The 23,013-nt window shown below is 73.1% G+C and carries 24 protein-coding genes; 3 read left to right on the forward strand and 21 right to left on the reverse strand.

All coding sequences use genetic code 11. From position 1 onward, the window contains the following. Window positions 1-202: 202 nt before the first annotated feature. The 10 genes from FHR82_RS35115 to FHR82_RS35160 all read right to left on the reverse strand — a co-directional run bounded on the left by FHR82_RS35115 (window position 203) and on the right by FHR82_RS35160 (window position 10,293). Window positions 203-505 carry a DUF1540 domain-containing protein gene (locus FHR82_RS35115; RefSeq protein ID WP_184814909.1) on the reverse strand — a complete coding sequence of 101 codons (303 nt, stop codon included), beginning with the start codon at window positions 503-505 and terminating at the stop codon, window positions 203-205. A gap of 81 nt (window positions 506-586) precedes the next feature. Then, window positions 587-1,396 (reverse strand): enoyl-CoA hydratase-related protein, encoded by an 810-nt coding sequence (locus tag FHR82_RS35120; protein WP_221464670.1) that lies wholly within the window; start codon window positions 1,394-1,396, stop codon window positions 587-589. Between the two features lie 5 nt (window positions 1,397-1,401). Next, the gene (locus FHR82_RS35125; RefSeq protein ID WP_184814910.1) at window positions 1,402-3,414 is read right to left on the reverse strand and encodes an acyl-CoA dehydrogenase family protein; all 2,013 of its coding nucleotides are present in this window, start codon (window positions 3,412-3,414) and stop codon (window positions 1,402-1,404) included. After that, the gene (locus FHR82_RS35130) at window positions 3,407-4,120 is read right to left on the reverse strand and encodes a co-chaperone HscB (protein WP_184814911.1); all 714 of its coding nucleotides are present in this window, start codon (window positions 4,118-4,120) and stop codon (window positions 3,407-3,409) included. Before FHR82_RS35130 ends, FHR82_RS35125 begins: the two co-directional genes overlap by 8 nt. After that, complete coding sequence (locus tag FHR82_RS35135) at window positions 4,117-4,842, reverse strand: CoA-transferase (RefSeq protein WP_184814912.1); 726 nt, start codon at window positions 4,840-4,842, stop codon at window positions 4,117-4,119. Before FHR82_RS35135 ends, FHR82_RS35130 begins: the two co-directional genes overlap by 4 nt. After that, window positions 4,839-6,275 (reverse strand): 3-hydroxyacyl-CoA dehydrogenase NAD-binding domain-containing protein, encoded by a 1,437-nt coding sequence (locus tag FHR82_RS35140; protein ID WP_184814913.1) that lies wholly within the window; start codon window positions 6,273-6,275, stop codon window positions 4,839-4,841. Before FHR82_RS35140 ends, FHR82_RS35135 begins: the two co-directional genes overlap by 4 nt. Further along, window positions 6,275-7,453 carry a thiolase family protein gene (locus tag FHR82_RS35145; protein WP_184814914.1) on the reverse strand — a complete coding sequence of 393 codons (1,179 nt, stop codon included), beginning with the start codon at window positions 7,451-7,453 and terminating at the stop codon, window positions 6,275-6,277. Before FHR82_RS35145 ends, FHR82_RS35140 begins: the two co-directional genes overlap by 1 nt. Next, a complete protein-coding gene (locus FHR82_RS35150) occupies window positions 7,443-8,789 on the reverse strand; it encodes a phenylacetate--CoA ligase family protein (RefSeq protein ID WP_184814915.1) in 1,347 nt (448 codons plus the stop codon). The genes FHR82_RS35145 and FHR82_RS35150 overlap by 11 nt, the downstream gene beginning before the upstream one ends. A gap of 2 nt (window positions 8,790-8,791) precedes the next feature. Further along, window positions 8,792-9,139 (reverse strand): Rossmann fold domain-containing protein, encoded by a 348-nt coding sequence (locus tag FHR82_RS35155; RefSeq protein ID WP_184814916.1) that lies wholly within the window; start codon window positions 9,137-9,139, stop codon window positions 8,792-8,794. Then, window positions 9,136-10,293: an acyl-CoA dehydrogenase family protein gene (locus FHR82_RS35160; protein ID WP_184814917.1), complete on the reverse strand. Its 1,158-nt coding sequence runs from the start codon at window positions 10,291-10,293 to the stop codon at window positions 9,136-9,138. Before FHR82_RS35160 ends, FHR82_RS35155 begins: the two co-directional genes overlap by 4 nt. An 86-nt stretch (window positions 10,294-10,379) precedes the next feature. Between FHR82_RS35160 and FHR82_RS35165 the strand changes: the two genes are divergently transcribed. The 3 genes from FHR82_RS35165 to FHR82_RS35175 are packed head-to-tail and all read left to right on the forward strand — an operon-like array spanning window position 10,380 to window position 12,549. Continuing rightward, window positions 10,380-11,147, forward strand: a complete 768-nt coding sequence (locus FHR82_RS35165) for an enoyl-CoA hydratase/isomerase family protein (protein WP_184814918.1) — start codon at window positions 10,380-10,382, stop codon at window positions 11,145-11,147. Between the two features lie 8 nt (window positions 11,148-11,155). Then, window positions 11,156-11,659 (forward strand): hypothetical protein, encoded by a 504-nt coding sequence (locus FHR82_RS35170; protein ID WP_184814919.1) that lies wholly within the window; start codon window positions 11,156-11,158, stop codon window positions 11,657-11,659. Next, window positions 11,656-12,549 carry an aldo/keto reductase gene (locus tag FHR82_RS35175; RefSeq protein ID WP_184814920.1) on the forward strand — a complete coding sequence of 298 codons (894 nt, stop codon included), beginning with the start codon at window positions 11,656-11,658 and terminating at the stop codon, window positions 12,547-12,549. The genes FHR82_RS35170 and FHR82_RS35175 overlap by 4 nt, the downstream gene beginning before the upstream one ends. Here FHR82_RS35175 and FHR82_RS35180 read toward each other — a convergent pair. From FHR82_RS35180 to ribB, 11 genes are all read right to left on the reverse strand, one after another. After that, window positions 12,534-13,310 carry an LLM class flavin-dependent oxidoreductase gene (locus FHR82_RS35180; protein WP_184814921.1) on the reverse strand — a complete coding sequence of 259 codons (777 nt, stop codon included), beginning with the start codon at window positions 13,308-13,310 and terminating at the stop codon, window positions 12,534-12,536. The genes FHR82_RS35175 and FHR82_RS35180 overlap by 16 nt on opposite strands. Further along, window positions 13,307-14,206, reverse strand: a complete 900-nt coding sequence (locus tag FHR82_RS35185) for a hydroxymethylglutaryl-CoA lyase (RefSeq protein ID WP_184814922.1) — start codon at window positions 14,204-14,206, stop codon at window positions 13,307-13,309. The genes FHR82_RS35180 and FHR82_RS35185 overlap by 4 nt, the downstream gene beginning before the upstream one ends. A 9-nt stretch (window positions 14,207-14,215) precedes the next feature. Next, window positions 14,216-14,947 (reverse strand): SDR family NAD(P)-dependent oxidoreductase, encoded by a 732-nt coding sequence (locus FHR82_RS35190; protein WP_184814923.1) that lies wholly within the window; start codon window positions 14,945-14,947, stop codon window positions 14,216-14,218. 44 nt (window positions 14,948-14,991) lie between these two features. After that, on the reverse strand, window positions 14,992-15,714 hold the full coding sequence (locus FHR82_RS35195) for an SDR family NAD(P)-dependent oxidoreductase (RefSeq protein WP_184814924.1): 723 nt from the start codon (window positions 15,712-15,714) through the stop codon (window positions 14,992-14,994). A gap of 16 nt (window positions 15,715-15,730) precedes the next feature. After that, window positions 15,731-16,447, reverse strand: coding sequence for a TetR/AcrR family transcriptional regulator (locus tag FHR82_RS35200; RefSeq protein WP_221464671.1), 717 nt, complete (start codon window positions 16,445-16,447; stop codon window positions 15,731-15,733). A gap of 50 nt (window positions 16,448-16,497) precedes the next feature. After that, window positions 16,498-18,042, reverse strand: coding sequence for a class I adenylate-forming enzyme family protein (locus FHR82_RS35205; RefSeq protein ID WP_184814925.1), 1,545 nt, complete (start codon window positions 18,040-18,042; stop codon window positions 16,498-16,500). A 38-nt stretch (window positions 18,043-18,080) separates the two neighbouring features. Further along, window positions 18,081-19,166, reverse strand: a complete 1,086-nt coding sequence (locus FHR82_RS35210) for an LLM class flavin-dependent oxidoreductase (RefSeq protein WP_184814926.1) — start codon at window positions 19,164-19,166, stop codon at window positions 18,081-18,083. Further along, complete coding sequence (locus FHR82_RS35215) at window positions 19,163-20,044, reverse strand: SMP-30/gluconolactonase/LRE family protein (RefSeq protein ID WP_184814927.1); 882 nt, start codon at window positions 20,042-20,044, stop codon at window positions 19,163-19,165. Before FHR82_RS35215 ends, FHR82_RS35210 begins: the two co-directional genes overlap by 4 nt. Beyond that, entirely contained in the window at window positions 20,041-21,147 is a 1,107-nt protein-coding gene (locus tag FHR82_RS35220) for an LLM class flavin-dependent oxidoreductase (RefSeq protein WP_184814928.1), read from the reverse strand. The genes FHR82_RS35215 and FHR82_RS35220 overlap by 4 nt, the downstream gene beginning before the upstream one ends. 131 nt (window positions 21,148-21,278) lie before the next feature. Next, window positions 21,279-21,770: a flavin reductase family protein gene (locus FHR82_RS35225; protein ID WP_184815094.1), complete on the reverse strand. Its 492-nt coding sequence runs from the start codon at window positions 21,768-21,770 to the stop codon at window positions 21,279-21,281. A 5-nt stretch (window positions 21,771-21,775) separates the two neighbouring features. Beyond that, window positions 21,776-22,993, reverse strand: a complete 1,218-nt coding sequence (ribB, locus tag FHR82_RS35230) for a 3,4-dihydroxy-2-butanone-4-phosphate synthase (RefSeq protein ID WP_184814929.1) — start codon at window positions 22,991-22,993, stop codon at window positions 21,776-21,778. Between the last annotated feature and the right edge of the window lie 20 nt (window positions 22,994-23,013).

A 23,013-nucleotide genomic window follows, 5' to 3' on the forward strand; every position in this document is an offset into this window, starting at 1 on the left:
TGAGCGGAGCTTGCGGAGCGAGCATTGTTCCTGAGCGGAGCTTGCGGAGCGAGCATTGTTCCTGAGCGGAGCTTGCGGAGCGAGCATTGTTCCTGAGCGGAGCTTGCGGAGCGAGCATTGTTCCTGATGGATCCGTGAACGCACCGTGCGGAGCCGGTCGGCCGACCGGCTCCGCACGGTTTCGTGCCGTGCTGCGTTCCTGTCAGCGGGCGGTGTAGGTGAGGCAGTTCGCGGCGTGATCAGCGTCGCCGGGACCGACCCGCACCGCGTCCGCGGTGCACTCGAGGTGCTGGTTGTGCATGCAGTCGGCTCGCGTGCACGCGCCGACCTGGGACACGATCATGGGCAGGCCGCCCTTGGCGGACAACGGGATGAACGTGCCGCAGTCGGCCGCTCCGTTCGAGCCGCTCACGGTGATCGCGAACGCGTGGCACCCCTCGTGGTCGTTGTACGAACACGCGGTGACCGTGCACTCGCTGACGGCGGGCATTTCCGTGGTGGTCATGTCATCTCCTCCGAAACAGTTCGGCGTATTTGACGGTGCCACCATCGGAATGGGTCCGCAACAGGAAGGGTAAGGCCATCCTTACCTTATCTGCCTGCGGAAACACGTTTCGAATTCAACCCCGAAATCGATCAGGTGCGATTCCGCAAAGCCGCGATCGCCGTGGCGACAACGGGTTTCGTGGCCGAGGACGCCTGTGCCCACGCCTCGAAATCGAGCACCGCGTCGAACGCCCCGCCCGCGGCGATCGCGACGGTCCGTTTGACATCCGCGACGAGCCCCGGATCGAGCGCGGCGTACCGGGTGGCGGTGGCGAGCGCGGCACCGAGCGGGTCGTCGACGACCCGCCAGCACGAGGCCGGCCGCCTCGGCCTCGGCGGCGCTGAGCGTGGCGCCGTCGAGGAGCACCGCCAAGGCGCGCTGCGGGCCGAGCGCGTCGACGAGGAAGGCCGTGCACCCGCCGCCGGGGTGGAGGCCGAGCCGGGTGAACGTGATGCCGAACCTGGCGCGCGGGCCCGCGATCCGCAGGTCGCAGCACAGGGCGAGATTGGCCCCGGCGCCGACCGCCGCGCCCTGCACGGCCGCGATCGTGGGGATCGGGAGGCGGCGGACGCGCAGGAAGCTGTCGTAGGTGGCGCGCAGCCGGTCTCGCAGCACGTGCACGGGGAGGCCGGGGTCGCCGAAGGTGGCGGTGAGGTCGGCGCCCGCGCAGAACGCGGTGCCGTTGCCGGTGAGCACGAGCGCACGAGCGTCCCCGTCGGCGGCGACCGCGTCGACGGCGGCGCACAGGTCGTCCCGCAGCGCGGGTGAGATCGCGTTGCGGCGGCCGGGGTCGTCGAGCCGCAGCAGGCGCACGCCGGGTGCGGGTTCTTCCAGCCGTACCAGAGACATCGCGGTCACCGGCCGGACGGACGGGTCGTGACCGCGGCCCACACGGTGTCCTCGGTGCCGGTGAGGTCGTACAGGCGTGCGGCGTGCCGCCGGGCGGGGCCGGTTTCGTCACGCAGTGCCCAGAGCAGGGTGGTGTAGCGGTGCAGTGAGTGCTCCTGGGTGATGCCCATGGCGCCGTGGAGCTGGTGCGCGAGCCGGGCCACGGTGGTGACGACGGGGTCGAGCAGCGCGGCGGCCGCGGCGACCCGCGCGGGTTCGAGCCCGACGGCGGCCGAGGCGGCGACCTCGAGCAGCACCCGCGCGCACTCCATCTCGGCGAGCCGGTGCGCGACGGCCTGCATGCGCACGAGCGGCCTGCCGAACTGGACGCGGGTGGTCACGTACTCGCGGGTCAGGCGGCACACGCCCTCGACGGCGCCGAGCGCGGCGTGCACCCGCAGCACGGTGAGCCGCCCGGCCGGGACCGGCACGGGGTCCGCCGCCACGTCCGCGCACTCGATCCGGACCCGGGCCCGGCCGGCGAGATCACGCCAGGGCCGGGTCGTCACACCGCCCGCGGCCAGGTCGACGCGGACGGCGGTGTCCGGGCCGAGGAACAGCACGGAGCGGGGCGGCGCCGCGTCCGGCCGGTCCGGCCACGCCGCGTCACCTGCCACCGTGATCCGGCCGTTCCCGGCCGCGCCGTCCGCCGTCACCGCCACCACGTCGACGGCCGCGGCCCTGGCCACGGCCACCTCGGCGAGCGGGAGTGGCTGAGCGTGCCTGCCGGTGGCCCGGACCAGGGCGGCGAGGTCGGCGAACGTGCCGCCCGCGCCGCCCTGCTCCTCCGGCACCGCCACCTCGGTCCAGCCGAGGTCGACGGCTGTCGCCCACGGGTCCGTCGTGGACGACAGCACCTCGTCGGCCATCCGGCCGACCTCGTCGATCTCCTGGGCGGGCGCCTGGCGGGACACGATCGTCAGCAGCATCTCGTCGGTGCCGCCGCGGATCGCGGCACCCGGCACCGCCAGCTGTGCCTGTGCCAGGAGACCGGCGAGCCCGTCCCCGTCCAGCTCCGGCACGACCTCGCTCACCGTGCGGGCGACGTCGACCAGCTCACGTTCGAAGGTGGTGCCGAGGTACTTCAGCACCGCGGCGGCAGCGGCGGGCGCGTGTCCCGCGTCCATCGACTCCGCGACCCGGCACGCCAGTTCCCGCAACGTCATCAGCCGCGCCACGAGCGTGCCGACCGAGGCCCGGTCGGGTCCCGACAACGGGCGGGCCAGCACCGCGGCCAGCAGCGGGTAGGTCGACAGCACCCGTTCCATCCCGCCGCGTTCGAACGACAGCTGTTCGGTGACCTGCCGCCAGCCCGCGCCCTCGGTGCCGATGACGTGGTCCGCGCGCACGTCGTCGAACACGACCTCGTTGAAGTGGTGCTCGCCGGACAGGCCCAGGATCGGCCGGACCGTCACCCCCGGCGCGCCCATGTCGACGACGAACTCGGTGAGGCCGTCATGCTTGCCGCCGCTGTCGTCGGTGCGGGCGAGGACGTACGCGTGGGTGGCGCGGTGTGCGTAGGTGGTCCAGATCTTGCTGCCGGTGATCCGCCACCCGGCGCCGTCCGCGGCGTCGTCGCGGACCGCCTTCGTGCGCACCGACGCGAGGTCCGAGCCCGACTCGGTCTCGCTCATGCCGAGGCAGAAGGTCATCTCGCCCGCCGCGATGCCGGGCAGAACCGCGGCCTGGAGCTCCGCGCTGCCGTTGCGGAGGATGGCGGGGCCGATCTGCCGGTCGGCGATCCAGTGCGCGGCCACCGGTGCACCGGCGCGCAGCAGTTCCTCGGTCACCACGAGCCGTGCCAGGTTCGACCGGCCCGCGCCGAAGGGGGCCGGCCAGGAGAGGCCGATCAGTCCCCGCCGCGCCAGCTCGCGCGTGAACGCCGCGTCGTGGCCGCGCATCCACCCGTCACAGCGGGGCGCCACGCCCACGACCAGGTCGCGGACCTCGCGGCGCAGCTCGTCCAGTTCGTCACCCATGCACGGCCTCCCGAGCCACCACGTATCCCCGCCCGGCCGCCTCGGTCAGCACCTCGGCGGCCACGTCCATCTCCCGCCCGGTCGGCGGTTCCTCCTGCTCCGCACCCTCGGTGTCCACCCCCAGCTGCCGCAGCCGGTGCACGAGCACGTCGCCGGTGGCGGTCAGCAGCCGCGGCTCGGCGCCCAACCGGACCGTGCCCCACCGGGTGCGCAGCCGCACCGGGCCGCCGGGCGCGGCGGTGACGTGTTCGACCCGCTCGACGATCCGCGCGGGATCCGCGCCGCCGTAGAGCAGGAGCAGATCGCGCGCCGCGCCCGCCGCGTCCGCCGCGCCTCCGCCACCCGGCATCCGGACGCGCGGTGCCCGGTAGTCGCCGATCGCGGTCGAGTTCACGCACCCCGCCAGGTCGACGTTCGCCGCGTCCAGGACCACCAGGTCGGCCCGGCGCACCAGCGTGCCGAGCACGTCACCCCGCCACACGATCGCGCCGCCGAACGCGGCGAAGTCGGTGGTGGACGTCGGCAGCACGTCGGCGGGCCCCTCGGTCGCGAACCCGGCCTCGAACAGCTGCCGGAACGACCGCGAGCCGCCGTCCAGCCGCGCGGCCACCTCCCCGGCCAGCACGGGCCAGTGGAACCCGGTGAACACCCAGCCCCGGAACTCCCTCGCCGCCACGGCGAGGAACGCGACGACCTCCCGGTTCACGCGTCCCTCCCGGTGTAGGCCGCGACGTCTCGCGGATAGCGGCCCGGGACACCGTCGGGGGCCGCCGCGCCCGGTGACACCACGACGGTGTCGACGAGCAGCCCCGGCAGGTCGGCGCGCACCCCGGCGGGCAGGCCGGGTTCCTCGGCGACCACCACGACCCGGCGGGCGGCCTGCGCGGCGACCACCGCCTCCCCAGGCGGCGCGCTGAAGACGCTGTTGCCGACCGCGTCGGCGCGGTCCACGTGCACGAACGCGATGTCGACCGGCAGCGCCTTCACCACGGTGGCCGCCCCGAACGGGGTGCTGACGGTCGCGAGCATCCCGCCGGACCAGTCGCCGGTGGCGTACCCGGTGCCGGGGTGCACGCGGACCGGTGCGAACGGCACGCCCTGTGCGGCGGCACCGAGCGCGGCCGCGAGGACGCCCATCGGCAGTTCGTGCCACCGGATGTCCACGCCGTCCTGCCACGCGCGCCGGAAGTGCCGCGTCGGGGCGGGACCGACGGCGTTCCAGCAGTGCGCGAACGTCACCTCCGACACCACGCCGGCACCGATCAGCCGGTCCAGCAGCAGACCCCCGGAGGCGAGCACGACATGCAGGCCACGGGCCTCCTGGCGGACCAGCTCCGCCCCCACCGCGAACAGCTGGGTGCCGAAGTTGCCGAGCCACACGGTGTCGCCTGCCGAGACGGTGGCGACGGCCTCGGCGAGCGTGGTCACCGGCGGCTCCCGGCGGCCTGCCGGACGAGGAGCTGCGCAGGCCGGTACCGGGGATCGCCGAACTCGTCGAGCAGGCCGCGCAGTCCCGCCAGCACCTCGGCGGCACCGGCCTGTGCCAGGTACTCCAGCGGCCCGGCCGGGTGGTTCATGCCGAGCCGCAGCGCGAGGTTCACGTCGTCGGCGGTCGCGGTGCCCTCCTCGACGAGGGTGAGTGCCTCGTTGACCATGGTGTGCGCCAGCCGGTCCACGACGAGCCCCGGCAGCGCGAGCACCAGGACCGAGGCGGCCCCGACCGCGTCGACGGCGTCGTGCGCGGGTGCGATCTTCGCGACCTCGTCGGCGACGACCTCGGCGAAGAACCCGTCCGCGGTCCGGTGCAGCCGCACCCAGCCGACGTCCCACGGCAGGGCGGACACCCAGCCGCCGTGGGAGGAGTCGACGACGACCCGGCCGTGGCGGGCGAGTGCGGTCACGACGGCCACGTCGGCGTCGGTGCAGGACGAGGTGCGGTAGAGCACGACGTCACCGTCGCCGTCGGTGGGCAGCGGGAGCTGCGCGGCGCCGGGGCCGGTGATCCGCACGCGGAGGGCGGTCGGCTCCGGCGCGCGCACGACCGCGGCCTGCGCGGCTTTCGGTTTGCCCTCGGCGTAGTCGTAGTAGCCGCGGCCGGCGGCGCGGCCGGTGGTGCCTGCCCGCACCAGCTGCCGGGTCAGCGGGATCGGCCGGTAGCGCGGGTCGCCGAACTCCCGCAGCGCGGTCTCGGACGATCCGAGGTGGGTGTGCAGACCGGTGAAGTCCAGCAGTTCCAACGGACCCATGCGGTGGCCGAGGGCACCCCGCACCGCCGCGTCGACCACCGGCGCCGCCACCCCCTGCGTCACCAGCAGCTGCGACTCGTAGTACAGCGGGCGGCAGACGCGGTTGACGATGAAGTTCGGCGAGTCCGCGCACAGCACGGCCGTCTTGCCGAGCGCGGCGACCCAGTCGCGGGCCTGTGCCACGACTTCCGGGTCGGTGCGCGCGCCGCGGATGACCTCCACGAGGCGCATCTTCGTGGGCGGGTTGAAGAAGTGCATGCCCACGACGCGGGCCGGATCGCCGTAGGCCACCCCGAGTTCCCCGATGGACAGCGACGACGTGTTGGACGCGACGACGAGTTTGTCGTTGCCCGCGGCACGCACCTTCGCCAGCAGCGCCTGTTTGGCGTCGAACCGTTCCACGATGGCTTCCACGAACAGGTCCGCGTCGCGCACGGCCTCCGTCACGTCCTCGGCCGTGGTGACCTCGACCGGGCCCTCCGCCACCAGCAGCGCGTGTCCCCTGGCGGTCGCCTCCGCGTCCACGTCCACCACGGTCACCTCGGCTCCGGCCGCCGCGAACACGCGTGCGATGCCCCGTCCCATCGGGCCGAGCCCGGCCACCGTCACCCGCATCACGCCACCCTCTCCAGTACCGCCGCCACGCCCTGACCACCGCCGACGCACAGGCTCGCCACCCCGAGCGTCCCGTCGCGGCGGGCCAGCTCGTGCAGCAACGCCACCACCAGGCGGCAGCCGCTCTGCCCGGTCGGGTGACCGAGCGCGATGCCGCCACCGTTCACGTTGACGCGTTCCTCGTCCAGCTTCAACGCGCGGGTGTTCTGCACGATCTGCGCGGCGAACGCCTCGTTGATCTCCACCAGGTCCATGTCCGATGTGGACAGTCCGGTGCGGTCGAGTGCCATCGGGATCGCGGCGGCCGGCCCGATCCCCATGACCGTCGGGTCCACCCCCACCGCGCTGAACGAGCGCAGCCTGCCCTGCGGGCGCAGTCCGTGCGCGGCGACGACGTCGGCGCCCGCGAGCACCACGGCCGCGGCGCCGTCGGCCATCTGGCTCGCGTTGCCCGCGGTCACGGTGCCGTCCGCCACGAAGGACGGCTTCAGCCGTGCCAGCCGCTCGGCGGTGGTGTCGGTGCGGAACCCCTCGTCGCGGTCGAGCACGTCACCGTCGGACAGCGGCACGTCGACGACCTGGCTCGCGAACCGGCCCTGCTCCCACGCGGCGGCGACCCGCTGGTGGCAGCGCAGCGCCCACGCGTCCTGGTCCTCCCGCGAGATCCCGTACCGCGCCACGATGTTCTCCGCGGTCTGTCCCATGTTGAGTCCGCAGACCGGGTCGGTGCCGCCGTCGCGCCAGCCGTCGGCGAGGACGATGTCGCCGCGGCGCACACCGCCCCACCGGAGCGCTCCCGGTGCGAGGTAGGGCATGGTGCTCATCGACTCGGCGGCGACGGCGACCGCGATGTCGGCTTCCCCGGAGGCGACCGACTGCCACGCCAGCTGCACGGCCTTCAGCCCGGACGCGCACGCCATGTTGATGGTCTGCGACGGCGCTCGCTCGGGGAACCCCGCACGCAGTGCGACCTGGCGGCCCGGGTTGGGACCGTTGCCAGCCTGCCTGCAGTTGGCGAGCACGACCTCCTCCACCAGCTCCGGCCCGAGGCCAGCGCGGGCGACCGACTCGCGGGCGGCGAGCGCGGCCAGCTCGACGACGCTGGTGTCGCGCAGGGCACCGCCGTAGCGCCCGTTGGGCGTGCGGACGGCACCGAGCAGCAGGACGTCACGGGACATGAAGCACCTCCGGTACCTCGCGGTCTCCGGCGCGGACGACCCGCCGCGCCTTGTGGGTCGTCCGCGGCAGTGCACCGGGCGCGACGATGTCGACGACGGCCCGGACCTGTAGCTCCGACCGGAGCGCGGCCGCGAGCCGGTCGCCCAGCTCGGCACCCGTCGCCGCTTCGACCTGCACGCGCAGCGCGGTCGGGTAGCCGGTGCCGGGGTCGGCGAGTGCCGGGTCGAGGACGACGCGGAACTCGGCGAGGTCGCCGACGGTGTGGCGGACGACGTTCTCCACCGCGGACGGGAACACGTTCACACCGCGCACGACGAGCATGTCGTCGGCGCGGCCGCGCACCCCGCCGGCGAGCCGCGCGTGGGTGCGGCCGCAGTCGCAGCGGGTGCGGTCGCGGACCACGACGTCCCCGGTCCACCAGCGGACCAGCGGGCAGGCCTGCTTGTCGAGGTGGGTGAGCACGAGGACGCCGGGCGCACCGTCCGGTACGGGTGCGCGGGTGACGGGGTCGACCACCTCGGCGTAGGCGAAGTCCTCGGCCAGGTGACCGCCCGCCTGCGCGGCGCACTCCCACGCGGTGGGCTGGAACTCCAGGCTGCCGTAGCCGTCGTAGCAGCGGGCGCCCCATTCGCGTTCGATCAGCGCCCGGGTGGCGGGGACCTGGCCACCCGGTTCACCGCCGACCATCACGTGCCGGACGACCGAGTCCGTGAGGGGCCTGCCGAGGTCGCGGGCGCGATCGGCGAGGTGCAGCAGGAACGACGGCGTGCCGCCGACGGCGGTGGTGCCGTACCGGAAGAGCGTCTCTAGCTGGCGTTCCGTGTCGCCGGAGCCGCCCGGGATGACGGTCGCGCCGAGGCGCGTGTACCCGAGCGTGCCGCCGAGCCCGCCGACGAACCACGCGAAGGAGAACAGGCACTGGTACACGTCACCCGGCCGCACGCCCTGGCTGTGGGCGGCGCGGGCGTAGAGGTCCGCCCAGCGGCCGAGGTCCTCGGCGGTCCAGCCGACCGGGGTCGGCACACCGGTGGTGCCGGAGGAGAAGTGCAGCCGGGCGAGGTTCTCGCGTGGTGTGGCGAGGAAGTCGCCGTAGGGCGGGTGTTCGTCGATCGAGCGCTGGTAGTCGGCCTTGCCGGTGCACGGCAGCGCGGCGAGGTCGTCGAGGTCGGTCAGGTCCGAGGGGTGCCAGCCCAGGTCGTCCCACTGGCGGCGGTAGTGCGCGCTGTCGGCGTGGAGGCGGGTCAGCTGGGTGCGCAGCGCGGCGAGCTGGTGGTCGCGGATCTGTTCCGGTGCCCAGGTTTCGCAGTCGTGCCGGGTGTCCGGCGTCGTCGGCATGGTCAGACCGCCTCCAGCACGGCACCCGTGCACATGGTGCTCGCGGGGCTGCCGAGGAACGCGACCAGATCGTCGATCTCGGCGTCCGGGGTGGCGAGGATCGCGTTCACCCGGACCCCGCGCGGCGCGGCTTCGCGGGCGAGGCTGCGGCACAACGAGGTCACCGCACCCGTCAGCGCCGGACTGTCCACTGTGGTGCACCGGATCAGCACGCCGTCGCCGGGGGCCGCCGCCAGCACCGCGTCGCGGGCCGCGACGAACGCGTCGCCGAGGTCGGCGGCGACCGCACCGGACGCGGACGCCGCCAGGTCCCCCTCCCCCGCCACGTCGACGACGACCTGTGCGGTCACGCCGCCGCCTCAGCCGCGATCGCGCGCGACAGCACGAGCCGCTGGATCTCCGACGAACCCTCGTAGATCTCCAGCACGCGCTGGTCGCGGTAGAGCCGCTCGGCCGGGCAGGGCTTGCAGAAGCCGTCACCGCCGTACACCTGGACCGCGAGGTCCACGGCCCGGTGCGCGACCTCGCTCGTGTACAGCTTCGCCATCGCGCCGGGCATGGACACCGGCTGCCCCGCGTCGTAGGCCGCGGCGGCCTGGTAGGTGAGCATCCGCGCCGCGGACAGCTCGACGGCGAGGTCGGCGAGCCGGAACCCGATGCCCTGGTTCTCGACGACCGGTCTGCCGAACGTGTGCCGCCGCGTCGCCTCCGCGGCGGCGAGCCGGTACGCGGCGTGCGCGATGCCGAGTCCTTGCGCGGCGACACTGACGCGGCCGAGGTCGAGGGTCTGGAACGCGAGCTTCAGCCCCCGGTTCACCTGCCCGAGCACGTCGGCCGCCGCGACGCGCACGTTGTCGAGCTTGAGGTTGCTCGTGCGGGTGCCGCGGATGCCCATCTTGTCCTCGATGCGGTCGATCACCACCCCGGGCGCGTCGGCAGGCACGACGAACGCGGTGATACCGCGGGCACCCGCGCCAGGGTCGGTCTTCGCGAACACGACGTAGCGGGTGGAGACGCTGCCGTTGCCGATGTAGATCTTCTCGCCGGTGAGCCGGTACCCGTCACCGTCGGCCTCGGCGCGGGTGCGGATCGCGGCCGCGTCGCTGCCCGCGCCCTGCTCGGTGAGCGCGAAGCTGATCGCCTCGCCCGCCCGCAACGGGCCGAGGAGGTCCCGCTTCTGGTCGTCGGTGCCTGCCAGGCGGACCGGCACGGCACCGAGCGCGTGCGCGGCGAGGATGGCGCCGGTCGACGCGCACGCGGCGGAGACCTCCTCGACGACCGCGCTGATCGCCGTCATCGACAGTCCGGCACCGCCGAACTCGGCGGGCACGAGCATCCCGGACAGTCCGGTCTCGACGAACGTCGCGATGTGCTCGTGCGGGTAGCGCTGTTCGCGGTCGAGTTCCTCGGCCAGCGGCGCGAACCGCTCGGCGGCGGTCCGCCGTGCCAGGTCCCGCCACCCGGCGGCATCGGCGTCCAAGGTCGGTTCCCAGAGCACCGTCATGGCCGCCCCTCCTTGCCAAAATCAACGTCGACGTAGATGCTGACAAACGTACACACGGGAACCGCCAAGTCAAGGGGTCGCCGGGCATGGGCAAGCTCACCATCAGCAGGAACGACCCGGTCGCGGTCGTCACCATGAACTCGCCGGAGAACCGCAACGCGCTGTCGACGGACGTGCTGGTCGAACTGGCCGACGCGCTCGACTCGCTCGACGCCGACCCCGAGGTACGCGCGATCGTCCTGACGGGCGGCCCCGCGCTGTTCGCGTCCGGCGCGGACGTGCGGCAGCTGCGCGACATCGCGCCGGTCGAGTACGCGGCGTCGGCCCGCGGGACGAGCTGGCGCCGGATCGGCGCCCTGGACACCGTGCTGGTCGCGGCGGTCGCCGGCTACGCGCTCGGCGGCGGCTGCGAGCTGGCGCTGGCGGCGGACCTCGTGGTCGCGGCCGACACGGCGGTGTTCGGGCAGCCGGAGGTGAAGCTGGGACTCGTGCCGGGCGCGGGCGGCACCCAGCGGTGGGCACGGGTCGCCGGGCGGTACGCGGCCGCCGGCGTGGTGCTGACCGGGCGGACCGTCGACGCGTTCGAGGCCCGCGAGCTCGGGCTGGTGCACCGGATCGTGCCCGCGGAACGGCTGGTGCCCGCCGCGATGGCGCTCGCCGGGGAGATCGCCGCGAACGGCCCCCTGGCCGTGACCGCGGCACGGGCGGCGGTGCGGCGGGCGGAGGAGCTGCCGCTGTCGGCGGCGCTGGAGTTCGAACGGCAGCAACTGCTGCTGATGCTGACGAGCGACGACCACGTCGAGGGGATCACGGCGCTGCTGGACAAGCGGCCGCCGCGGTTCACCGGACAGTGAGGATGACCATGACCGTTGCGCGAATCTCCGTCTCCGCCCAGGAGTTGCGGGCCGCGGAAGGTGACGCCGTGCTCATCGCGGCGCCCGGGGTGCGGTACTCCCCCGAGGTGGCGTCATTCGTGCGGCGCCTGGCGTCGCTGCCGCTGCCGACCGTCGCCGTCGTGAGTGGACAGTGCGACGCGAGCGCGCTGGCCGTGCTGGCGTCGGTGAGCCTCGGGTTCGTGACCGATGACGTGGTCGTGTCGGTCGACGCCAGGACCGTGCTCGCGCTCGGGCTCACCTCCGCGCTGCCCGCCGCGCTGGGCGGGACGCGGGCACGGGGTCTGTTGTTCGCGGAATCGGTCGACGCCACCGGGTTGCGCGCCTGTGGGCTCGCGCAGAGCGGGGACGCCGAGGACGCCGTGAAACGCCTCGCGCGGCCGTCGGCCGCGCTGGTGGTCCGCTCGCTGCGGGTGGCTGCCCGGTCCACACCGGACCAGGCGCGGCTGTACGACGCCGAGTTGCCGGCATGAGCGGAGCTTGCGCACAGGGCGCCGCCCTCGCGTTCGGGTGCGGGCCCATCGGCGGCCGCGGCGACGCAGGGCGGGCCGAGTCGCTCGCCGCGCTCGACGCCGCGTGGGCCGGTGGCATCCGGCACTTCGACACCGCGCCCAGCTACGGCGACGGCGCGGGGGAACGGCTCCTCGGCGCGGCGCTGCGGCGGTTCCCGCGTGCCGAGGTGACCGTGTCGAGCAAGGTCGGCCGCGTGCGGATGGCGATCGCCGACCCGTACGGCCCCGACACGTCCCGCAGGGAGCCGCTGTTCGACTTCACCTCGGCCGCCGTGCGGCGGAGCGTGGCCACGAGCCTCGACCGGCTGGGACTCGACCGCCTCGACCTGGTGCTGGTGCACGACCCGGACCAGCACCTCGACGTGACGCTCGCGGAGACCGTGCCCGCGCTGCGCGAGATGCCGGAGGTCGGCGCGGTGGGCGTCGGCACGACGTCGGTCGCGACCGCGGGCGCGCTGCTCGGCGTGGTGGACGTGGTGATGATCGCGAACGCGTGGAGCCTCACACGCCGCGACGCCGCCGGGCTGCTCGACCGGTGCGCGGCGGCCGGTGTGGCGGTGCTGGCGGCGGCCCCGTTCGACTCCGGGCTGCTCGCCGACGGCACCGCGAAGTACCTCTACCGGGACGCACCCGCCGACGTGCTCGCCCGGGTGCGGGTCATGGCCGCGGTGTGCGAGGCCCACGGTGTGCGGCTCCCCCAGGCCGCGTTGCGGTTCCCGCTGCGGCACCCGGCGGTCAGCCGGGTCGTCGCGGGCATGCGGTCGGCGGCCGAGGTGCGGGAGAACCTCGCGCTGATCGGCACGCCGGTGCCCGAGGCGCTGTGGGCGGCGCTCGATCAGCTCGTCACGTAGTCCTCGAAGACGCGGTCCGCGTCGTCGTCGCTCCACATCGGACCGGGCGGGTAGTAGAAGGCGAACTCGTCGATGCCGGCCTCCCGGTAGCGGCCGGTGAAGTCCTCGACGGCCGCGACCGACCGCCAGATCGGCGTCTCGGTGACGGCCGGGCTGCCCGCCAGGAGCATCCTCCTGATCGGGCCCACCCGCTCCGCGCGGCGGCGGGTCAGCGCCAGGTGCTCGGACATCGGCAGCCCGAAGCCGCCGTAGGACACCCAGCGGTCTGCGTGGGTGGCGGCGATGTCCAGTGCGCGTGGGCCGTGTGCGGCGACCGTCAGCGGCACGCGGCCGGTCACCGGGGCCAGCGCGGGGACACCGTCGAGGACCGGCTCGCCACGCAGCGCCGCGGCCACGGTCGCGACCACGTCCGCGAACGGCACGTCCGCACCCGCCGCGCGGTCGGCCGCCGCGTAACCCGAGCCGAGGCCGAGTTCGAGTCGGCCGCCGGAGATGTGGTCGACCGACAGCGCGTGGCGCGCCAGCACCGCGGGTGGGCGCAGGATTCCGTTGGCCACCAACGGTCCCAGCCGGAGCCGCGTGGTCGACGCGGCGAGCGCGGGCAGGACGCTCCACGCGTCGAGCCACGGCTGTGCCGGGTGGGCGGGGTTGAGCAGGTGGTCGTCGACCCAGACCGTCGACACGCCCATGTCCTCGAGCCGCCGCGCCCTCGCCAGCAGCTCCGGCCAGCCGACGTTCGGGATGAGCAGCGCGTGGATCACCGGGGAAACCCGCCGACCTTCGCGAGCCGTCCCGACACCGGGACGCCCAGCTTCCCGGTCACCCACTCGGCGTGTGCGATGGCCTCGCCGAGGTCCAGTCCGGTGTCGTAACCCATGCGGTGCAACGTGTACACGAGGTCCTCGGTGGCGACGTTGCCGGACGCGCCGGGCGCGAACGGGCAGCCGCCGATGCCGCCGAGGGACGCGTCGAGCGCCCGCACCCCGCTGCGCACGGCCGCGACCGCGTTCGCGACACCGGTGTTGCGGGTGTCGTGGAGGTGGATCCGCATCGGCACGTCCGGCGACAGCTCCCGCAGGATCCCGAACCGGGTCTCGACATCCGACGGCACGGCCACGCCGATCGTGTCGGCGAGACACACCTCGTCGGCACCGAGGTCCGCGACCGCCGCCGCCACCGACGTGAACCGGTCCTCGGGCACCTCGCCCTCGAACGGGCAGCCGAACGACGCGCCGATCGTGACCGCGACCTTCACCCCGTCGACCCGGCCCCGGCCGCGGATCTCCCGCACCACGTCCAGGGCGTCGAGGGTCGACATGCCCTGGTTGCGTTCGCTGAAGGTGTCGCTGGCGAGCACGACCGTGGTCACCTCGCGGATGCCGGTGGCGACGGCCCGTTCGTAGCCGCGCACGTTGAGCACGAGCGCGCTGTAGCCGATGCCGTCAGTCCCGTTCGCCGGCAGCGCCGTGGCGACCTCGGCCGCGTCCGCGAGCTGCGGCACCCGGTCGGGGCGGACGAACGAGGTGACCTCGATCCGCCGCGCACCGGTGCGGCGGGCCCGGTCGACCAGCTCCAGCTTGTCCGCTGTGGACAGCGTGGTCCTCTCGTTCTGCAGGCCGTCGCGTGGGGACACCTCGACGATCTCGACGCGGGTCACCGGCGTCTCCTATCCCGTCAGGGACGCGGCGGAGACGAGCCCCGAGCCACCGTCCAGTTCGATCAACGCGCCGCTCACCGCGTCGGCGACCCCGGACCCGAGCGCGGCCACCCATTCCGCGACCTCCGCGAGGGACGTGTCCCGGCCGAGCGGGGTGGTCGCGACGATCCGCGCGAGCACCTCCGGTGGCAGTTCGTCGCCGACACCGGCGGTGAGCACGGTGCCGGGTGCGAGGCAGAACAGGCGGACGCCCGGCCATTCCCGGGCGAGCGAGCGGGTCAGCGCGGCGATCCCGGCGCGGGCGGCGGCCGAGTGCGCGAGCCCGGCGATGCCGCGGTCCGGCGCGGACAGCGACAGGTTCACGACGCGCCCGCCCGCAGTGGTCAGGCCGGCGCGCGCGGCCTGCAGGAGCGCGGCGAGCGCGGTGAGGTTGAGGTCGGCGACGGCGTCGAAGCCACGCCGGGAGATGCCGGCCGCGGGGGCGACGAACTGGCCGCCCGCGTTGTTGACGAGCAGGTCGAGCCGCCCGAGCCCGGCGACGAACGCGGCGGCGGCGGCCCGGTCGCGGACGTCGAGCGGGGTGGCTTCGAACCGCTCCCCCGCGAGCCGCGCGGTCTCGGCGAGCCGCTCTGGCCTGCGCCCGACGCCGACGACGTCCGCGCCCAGTTCGACGAGCCGCAGGGCGACGGCCCGCCCGATGCCGGTCCCGGCACCGGTGACGAGCGCGGTCCGGCCCCTCATGGCGCCGGCGGGGAGGACCCGGCACCCGGCCGGTCGCGAGGCGGTCACGACAGCCCCGGCACGGCCGCGAGCAGCCCGCCGTCGACGGGCAGGACCGCGCCGGTGACGAACGAGGAGCGGTCGTCGAGGAGCCACCACACGGCCTCGGCCACCTCCTCGGGTTCTGCGGCGCGGCCGATGGGGTGCGCGGCGGTGAAGTCGTCGAGCCCCTGCACGAGACCGGTGCGGACGAGCCCGGGCGCGACGGCGTTCACGCGGACGCCCCGCGTGGCGTACTCGACGGCGGCGGTCTTGGTGAGCCCGACGATGGCGTGCTTGCTGGCGACGTACGCGGCCGACCGCGCCACGCCGCCGAGCCCGGCACCGGACGCGGTGTTGACGATCGCGCCACCACCGGCGGCGAGCAGGTGCGGCAGCTGGGCACGCATGCAGGCGAGGACCCCGCCGACGTTGACGCGCTGGACGCGCCAGAACACGTCGTCGGGGTAGTCGGCCAGCTCGGCCCGTGTACCGGTGACCCCGGCGTTGTTGCAGGCGAGGTGCAACCCGCCACCCCACTCGACCGCCCGTGCGACGGCGGCGTCGACCGCGGCGCTGTCGGAGACGTCCACCCGCACCGCGAGCCCACCGATGTCGGCGGCGACGACCCGTGCCGCGTCGAGGTCCCGGTCGGCCACGACGACGGCGATGCCTTCGCGGGCGATCCGGCGGGCCGTGGCGGCACCGATCCCCCGCCCGCCCCCGGTGACGAACGCGACCCGGCTCATGCCCGGCCCCCTCGGGTCAGCCCTTGGGTGCCAGGGAGGACAGCGCCATCTCGATGAAGACCTCGCCGAAGTCCGCCAGGCTGCGTTCGCCCTCCGGGTTGTACCAGCGGTGGATCCAGTTGAACATGCCGATGATGCCCAGGACGGCGATCGACGGGTCGATGTCGTCGCGGAACTCGCCCGCGTCGGCACCCGACTTGATGACCTGGGAGAGGACGCGGCCGTAGCGGTCGGCGTTCTCCCGGATGTGGTCGGCCTCCGGGCCGGACATCACCTGGTGCACGTTCTCGCTCAGGAAGATGAACAGCTCCGGCAGCTCGGCCATCGTGCGCACGTACTCGCGCAGCGCCGCCGCGAGGCGTTCCGGCGCCGGGTCGGGCTGGGCCGCGACCTCCTCCAACCGGGTGCGCATCGTCTCGATGGGATCGTGCAGGAGGCCGACGAGCAGCTCCTCCTTGGTCCCGACGTAGTAGTAGAGCGTCGCGCGCCGGATGCCGACCTCGGTGGCGACGTCCTCCAGCGTCGACTGGCCGTAGCCGAGCCTCGTGAACACGCGGCCCGCACCCGCCAGGATCTCCTCCCAGCGGGCGTCCGACCGGCGGCCGCTCGCCTGCCTGCGTTCCATGCGCCTGCGTGCGATGTCGCTCGCGGGTGCCGTGGATTTCGCCGCGCTTTTCGCGGCGGTCTCCCCAGCGGCTTTCGGCGCGGTACGGCGTTGACGTGGCGCGGCCACTCCCGATCGAACCCCCTCGCGGTCCAGAGACGTTCCCTGCCGCACACACCCTAGACCGCACGGAGCGTCCGCTTGAGGACCTTGCCACTCGCGTTGCGCGGCAGGTCCTCGTCGACGTGGAAGACGGCGGGCACCTTGTACCCGGCGAGCCGGTCGCGGCAGTAGGCCCGCACCGCGTCCTCGTCGAGCCGGGCACCGGACTCCAGCACGATGTGGGCGCGCACGACCTCGCCCCAGTGCTCGTCCGGCACGCCGACCACGGCGACCTCGCGGACCCCGGGGAAGCGGCCGAGGACGTCCTCGATCTCGACCGGGTAGATGTTCTCGCCACCTCGGATGATCATGTCCTTCTTGCGGCCGGACAGGTACAGGTACCCGTCCTTGTCCCGCCACGCCATGTCCCCGCCGCGGAACCAGCCGTCGACGATGACCTTCGCGGTCTCCTCCGGCTGGTCCAGGTAGCCGGACATGACCGCGTCGGACCGGGTGACGATCTCGCCGACCTCACCGTCCGGCACGTCGTTCAGGCCGGCGGTGTCGTCGGGGTCGCACAGGCGCAGCACCACACCCATGCCCGCCTTGCCGATGGACCCGAGCAGGTGCTCCTGGCCGTCCAGCGCCAGGCGGTGGTCCTCTGGTGTCAGCACGGTCTGCAGCCCGGCCTCGGTGCCGGCGCCGAACATGTTCATGAAGTCGCAGTGGAACCGGTCCATGGCCCGTCGGAGCAGCGACGGCGACATGGGCGCCGCGCCGTAGCCGATGGAGCCGAGCTTCGAGAAGTCGCCCGTGACCACGGCCGGTTCGTGCAGCAACGTGTCGATCATGGTCGGCACGAGGAACACGCCGTCGAGGCCGCGGTTGGCCATCCAGTGCGCCACCGTCGCCGCGTCGAACGCGGGCAGCACCAGCGACGTGTGCCCGCGTGCGACACCCGCGAGCGTGTAGAGCATGCCGCCGACGTGGAAGAGCGGCGCCGCCGAGTAGTGGAAGGAGATGTTCGTCATCCGCCGCTCGACGATGCACTGCATGACCATGTGCTTGGCCATGCGCTGCGAGTGCATGACGCCCTTCGGCAACGCGGTCGTGCCGCTGGTGAACGCGAGGCACACCAGCTCGTCGTCGGACACGGGCGTGTCGATCTCGACGTCGTCGCCGCCGGCGACCAGCGCCTCGTACGACTCGTCCCCGGACGCCGAGTCGTAGCTGATGGTCGCGGTGAGCCCCGGCACGTCCACGGCGCGCACCATGTCGGTGTACCGGTCGGAGAAGAACAGCACCTTCGCCCCCGCGGTCCGCAGCAGCGTCTGCAGCTCCGGCTTCGCGAGGCGGAAGTTCAGCGGCACGTACACCGCGCCGAGCTTCATGCAGGCGAGCAGGGTCTCCACGTACTGTGGCGAGTCGGTGGCGAAGAGTGCCACCCGGTCACCCTTCCCGACCCCCATCCGCCGCAGGTGGGAGGCGATGCGGTTGACCCGGCTGTTGACCTCCCCGAACGTGTACGAGACGGTGCCGGTGACGAAGCAGTCGCGGTTGGGCACCGTACTCGCGTTGATGCGGATCCAGTCCGCGATGCGGGAGTTCTGCTGGACACTCATCGTCCACTCCGGAGGGTCTCGCTGCGGGCGTCGGGAGGTCAGGACAGCTTCGGCATTACCTCGGTGCCGATCAGTTCGATGGAGCGCATCACCTTCTCGTGCGGGATGTTGTACGACTGCACGAGCAGGAGCAAGATGTCCACGCCCACCGCTTCGTAGCGTCGGCACATGGACACGAAGTGGTCGGGGTCGCCACACAGGACGGTCTCGTTCTGGACGAGGTAGTCGAAACTGAGGTCGTTCAGCTCCATGCCGCCGAGCAGCTTGCGGGCGTACTCGTAGCTGCCGAGGTTCGTGCCCTCCTGCCACGCGCCCAGCTCGGCGATGGTCTTCAGCGACGTCTGGATGTACCAGGGGAACGCCTCGCGCGAGTCGTCGTGGGCCTGCGCCGTGGTCTCCGCGCAGTGGGCCTGCGCGAAGGTCGCGATCCGGTTGTTGACGAACTTCCCGACGGGCTTCACCTGCTCGAGACCCTCGTGGTAGCGCCCGATCCGCTTGGTGAGCGCCTCCGGCGGGACGGCGACGGAGAACGACAGCAGGCCGAGGCCCTTCTGCCCGATGATCTCGTGGCTGTCCGCGCTCGAACTGGCGCCCCAGATCGGCGGGTGCGGCGCCTGCATCGGCTTGGGCACGACCCCGCGCGGCGGCAGCTTGAAGAACTCGCCGTCCCAGCTGAACTCCTCCTCGGTCCAGCAGCCGACGATGACGTCGAGGGCCTCCTCCCACATGGGCCGCGTGTCCGGCGGGCTGATGCCGAACCCCTCGATCTCCAGGCGGGTGCCGGAGCGGCCGGTGCCGAACTCGAGACGGCCCTTGGACAGGATGTCCACGGTGGCCGCCGCCTCCGCGGCGCGGACCGGGTGGTTGTACGGGAACGGCAGCAGCCGCACGCCGTGACCGATGCGGATGTTCTCCGTGCGGGCGGCGATCGCGCCGTAGAACACGCCGGGCGCCGACGAGAACGAGTACTCGTCGAGGAAGTGGTGTTCGACCGTCCACACGCTGTGGAACCCGAGCCGGTCGGCCAGCTCGATCTGCTGGAGGGTGTTCTCGAACGCGTTGTAGGCGCTGTCCGGGCCCCATGGACGGGGCACCGGCAGCTCGTACATCAAGGCCAGCTTCATGCCGCGGCTCCCGCGATCGATCCGGTGTGGACGGTACCGGGCGTGAGGCCCAGGTCGTAGGCGACGAGCTGCCCGGTCAGCCCGAACGTGACGTAGAGCGAGCCGTCGGCGCCGACGCAGCAGTTGGTCGGCTGGGTGCCGTCGCCGGTCTCGATGGACTCCTTGCGCTCACCGTCCACATAGACGTGGACGGCGTTGCCGATGCTGCCGCACACGTACAGCGTGCCGTCGCCGTCGAAGCAGAACCCGTCCGGCATGCCGGACGGCAGTTTCAGGACCTGCCGAGGCTCCCCGAACTCGCCGCCGCTCACCTCGAACGCGAGCACCTTGCGGGTGAGCGACTGGCTCAGGTACAGGCGGCCGTCGGGTCCGAACGCGACACCGTTGGGCATCGCGGGGACCTCGACGTGCCCGAGCCGCGTGCCGTCCGGCCCGATCGCGACGATCCGGCCCGGCCTGATGTTCCGCAGGTCCTCCCAGTTGGCGCTGTCGGTGACGTACAGCGTGCCGTCCTGGCCGAAGCACAGGTCGTTCGGGCGGTGCGGGGCGTCACCGGGGAGTGGGCCGCCGACCGTGGTGACCGTCCCGTCCTGGTCGACGCGCTGCACACATCCGTCGAACTCGCGGGGTGCGTGCCAGTAGCCGGTGCCTTCCGCGGACAGCCCGCCGTTGTTGGCGACGTACACCTCGCCTGCCGCGCCGAGCGCGCTGCCGTTGGGACCGCCACCGCAGTCACCCAGCACGGTCACGGTCCCGTCGGGTGCGACCCGGCTGACCGACTCGCCCTTCATCTCCACCACCGCGACCGAGCCGTCGCCGAGCCAGCTCGGCCCCTCGGGGAAGCGGAGTCCGCTCGCGACGACACGTGGCGCGGTCATGCCTGCGCTCCCGCGGCTTCCAGCTCCGCGAAGTCCACCGGCGGCACCTCTTTCAGCCGCGGCATGACCTCGCTCGCGAACAGCCGCATGTTGGCCTCCGCCATCTCGTGCGACATCCCGGAGAACGAGCAGACCGCGTTGAAGCCGTCGTTGCCGACCTTGGACCGGATGTCCATGATCCGCTCGTGGCACTGGTCGGGCGTGCCGTAGATCTGCAGCTCGATGAAGTTGTCGACGACCTTGCTGCTGCCCTTGTTCTGGATGTAGGACGCGAGCTTGCGGTAGTACTCGTAGCCCTGCGTGTTGGCGAAGTGCCGCCCGCCGAGCTCGTAGTGCGACATCACGGACTCGTAGTAGGCGCCGATGTACTCCTGTGCCATGTCCTTCGCCTTCACCGGGTCCTTGTCGCAGCACACCCAGCCGGTCACCATCGGCGCGGGCGCCGCGACGCCCTTCAGCTCCTGGAACTGCTTGCGGTAGGTGCGCATGTCCTCCGACACCTCCTCCCAGTCCTTCTGGGGGTTGATGAGGATGCCGGCACCGACGTCGGCCATGATCCGCACCGACTCGGGTGACACCGCGGCGGCGTAGAGCCGGTCGCGGAACGACCTCACCGGCGCGGGCCGCAGATCACGCCTGGGGATCTGGTAGTACTTGCCGTCCGCCTCCAGGACACCGGTCTCCAGCGCCCGCAGCACGATCTCGGCCGACTCGACGAACCGCTCCCGCGACTCCTCCATCGGGATCCGCAGGCCCTCGAACTCGATCCGGCCGAGGCCGCGGCCCATGCCGAAGATGAACCGGCCGCCCGACATCAGGTCGAGCATCGTGACCTGCTCCGCCACCCGCACCGGGTCGTGCCACGGCAGGATGACCGCGCCGGAGCCCAGCAGGATGTTCTTGGTGCGACCGGCCATGTAGGACAGGAACTGCACCGGGTCCGGGCACATCGTGTAGGAGGTGAAGTGGTGCTCGACGCCCCACAGCATCTCGAAGCCCAGCGGCTCCGCGAGGTCGCACAGCGCCAGCTCGTCGGTGTAGACGCGCTGGTCGTCGGCCGCGTCGCCGCCGCCCTGGAAGATCGTGGTGTAGCCGACTCGCATCGGGGTCAGACCCTTCTGTGCTCGATTTGGTCGCTTCGCTTCTCCGCTAGCACGCCGTCTTCCCTCGTCACGTGCTCGGCGCTGGCGCGCCTGCGCGCGCTCCTCAGTCCAGACGGCGTCCGCTCCGGCCCTCAGCTCCCGTCCCCCAGCCGCTGGTAGGTGCCGTGGCAGAAGACCAGCGGGCGCCCGGCGGGGCGCGCCGACAGGTCGTGCACGTCGGCGAGGACGAACCGGTGGTCGCCCGCGTCGCTGATCGTGTTGGCCGTGCAGTCGAACCAGGCCAGCGCGGTGTCCAGCACGGGCGAGCCCATCGGCGAGGGGTGCCAGCCGACGCCCGCGAACTTGTTCCCGCCGCGCATCGCGAAGGCCCGGCAGGTCGCCTCGTCGTCGTCGGCGAGCACGTTGACCGTGAACCGGCCGAGCGGCTCGATCCGCGGCCACGTGGTCGAGTCGTGGGCGACGAAGAAGCCGACGAGCGGCGGGGCCAGCGACACCGACACGAACGAGCCGACGGCGAGCCCGACCGGCGCGCCGTCCGGGGTCGTGGCCGCGACCACGACCACACCCGTCGGCACGTGCCGCATGACCGACCGGAACCGGTCAGGGGTGATGTCCTCCCGCATGGTGGTCACCACGGCTCCCGTCCGTCGGTGGTCCCGGTCGAGGCCAGCCCGAGGTCGTGGCCCAGCCGGACCTGCTTGGTGTGGAGGTAGTGCACGTTCTGCGGCGCGGGGACCGTCCGCAGTGGACGACCGGTGACCCGCAGCCCGGCCGCGCGCAGCGCGCGGACCTTGTCGGGGTTGTTGGTCAGCAGCACCACGTCGGTGAGCCCGAGCCGGGTGAGCAGCTCGGCGGCGGGCGCGAAGTCGCGGGCGTCGGCCGGGTGGCCGAGGCGCAGGTTCGCGTCCACGGTGTCCGCGCCGCGGTCCTGCAGCGCGTAGGCGCGGAACTTGTCGGCGAGGCCGATCCCCCGGCCTTCGTGGCCGCGTTCGTAGACCAGCACGCCCCGGCCCGCCTCGGCGATCGCGGCCAGCCCGGTGCGGAGCTGTTCGCCGCAGTCGCAGCGCAGCGAGCCGAACAGGTCACCGGTCGCGCACTCGGAGTGCACCCGCACGAGCACCGGGTCCGTGCCGGACAGGTCGCCCATCGAGAGCACGAGGTGCTCGGTGCCGTCGGGCTCGGTGGTGAGGTTCGCGGTGAACTCGCCGTACGCGGTGGGCAACGGGATGGTCGGCACCTCGCGCTCGTGCCTGCGGGCGGCGACGATCTCCCCGATCTCGACGACCGGCAGGTCGTAGCGGCTCGCGAACGCGGCCACGTCCTCGCCGCGGACCATGCCGCCGTCCGGCCGGGTCAGTTCGCAGATCACCATCACCGGGTCGATCCCCGCCATGGCACCGAGGTCGACCGCCGCCTCCGTGTGCCCGGTGCGCCCGAGGACGCCGTCCGGGTGGGCGCGGAGCGGGAACATGTGGCCGGGGCGGGAGAAGTCCGCCGGGCCGGCGTTCGGGTCGGCCAGCTTGCGGGCCGTCACCGCGCGGTCACTCGCGCACACGCCCGTCGTGGTCCGCATCAGCGCGTCCACGGTGACCGTGAACGCCGTGCTGTGCCGCTCGGTGTTGTCGGTGACCATCAGCGGCAGGTCCAGCGCGTCGGCGCGCTCGGCAGGCATCGGCACGCAGACGATCCCGGAACTGTGCCGCAGGAGGAACGCCATCTTCTCCGGCGTCATGTGCGCGGCGGCGAGGACGAGGTCCGCCTCGTTCTCGCGGTCCGCCGCGTCCACCACGACCACGAACTCCCCGTGGGCCACGGCGTCGAGTGCATCGTGCAACTTGCCAACCATCGCGCGGCTCCTCCGTCATC

This window comes from Actinophytocola algeriensis, from assembly GCF_014203735.1.
Classification (GTDB): Bacteria; Actinomycetota; Actinomycetes; order Mycobacteriales; family Pseudonocardiaceae; genus Actinophytocola; species Actinophytocola algeriensis.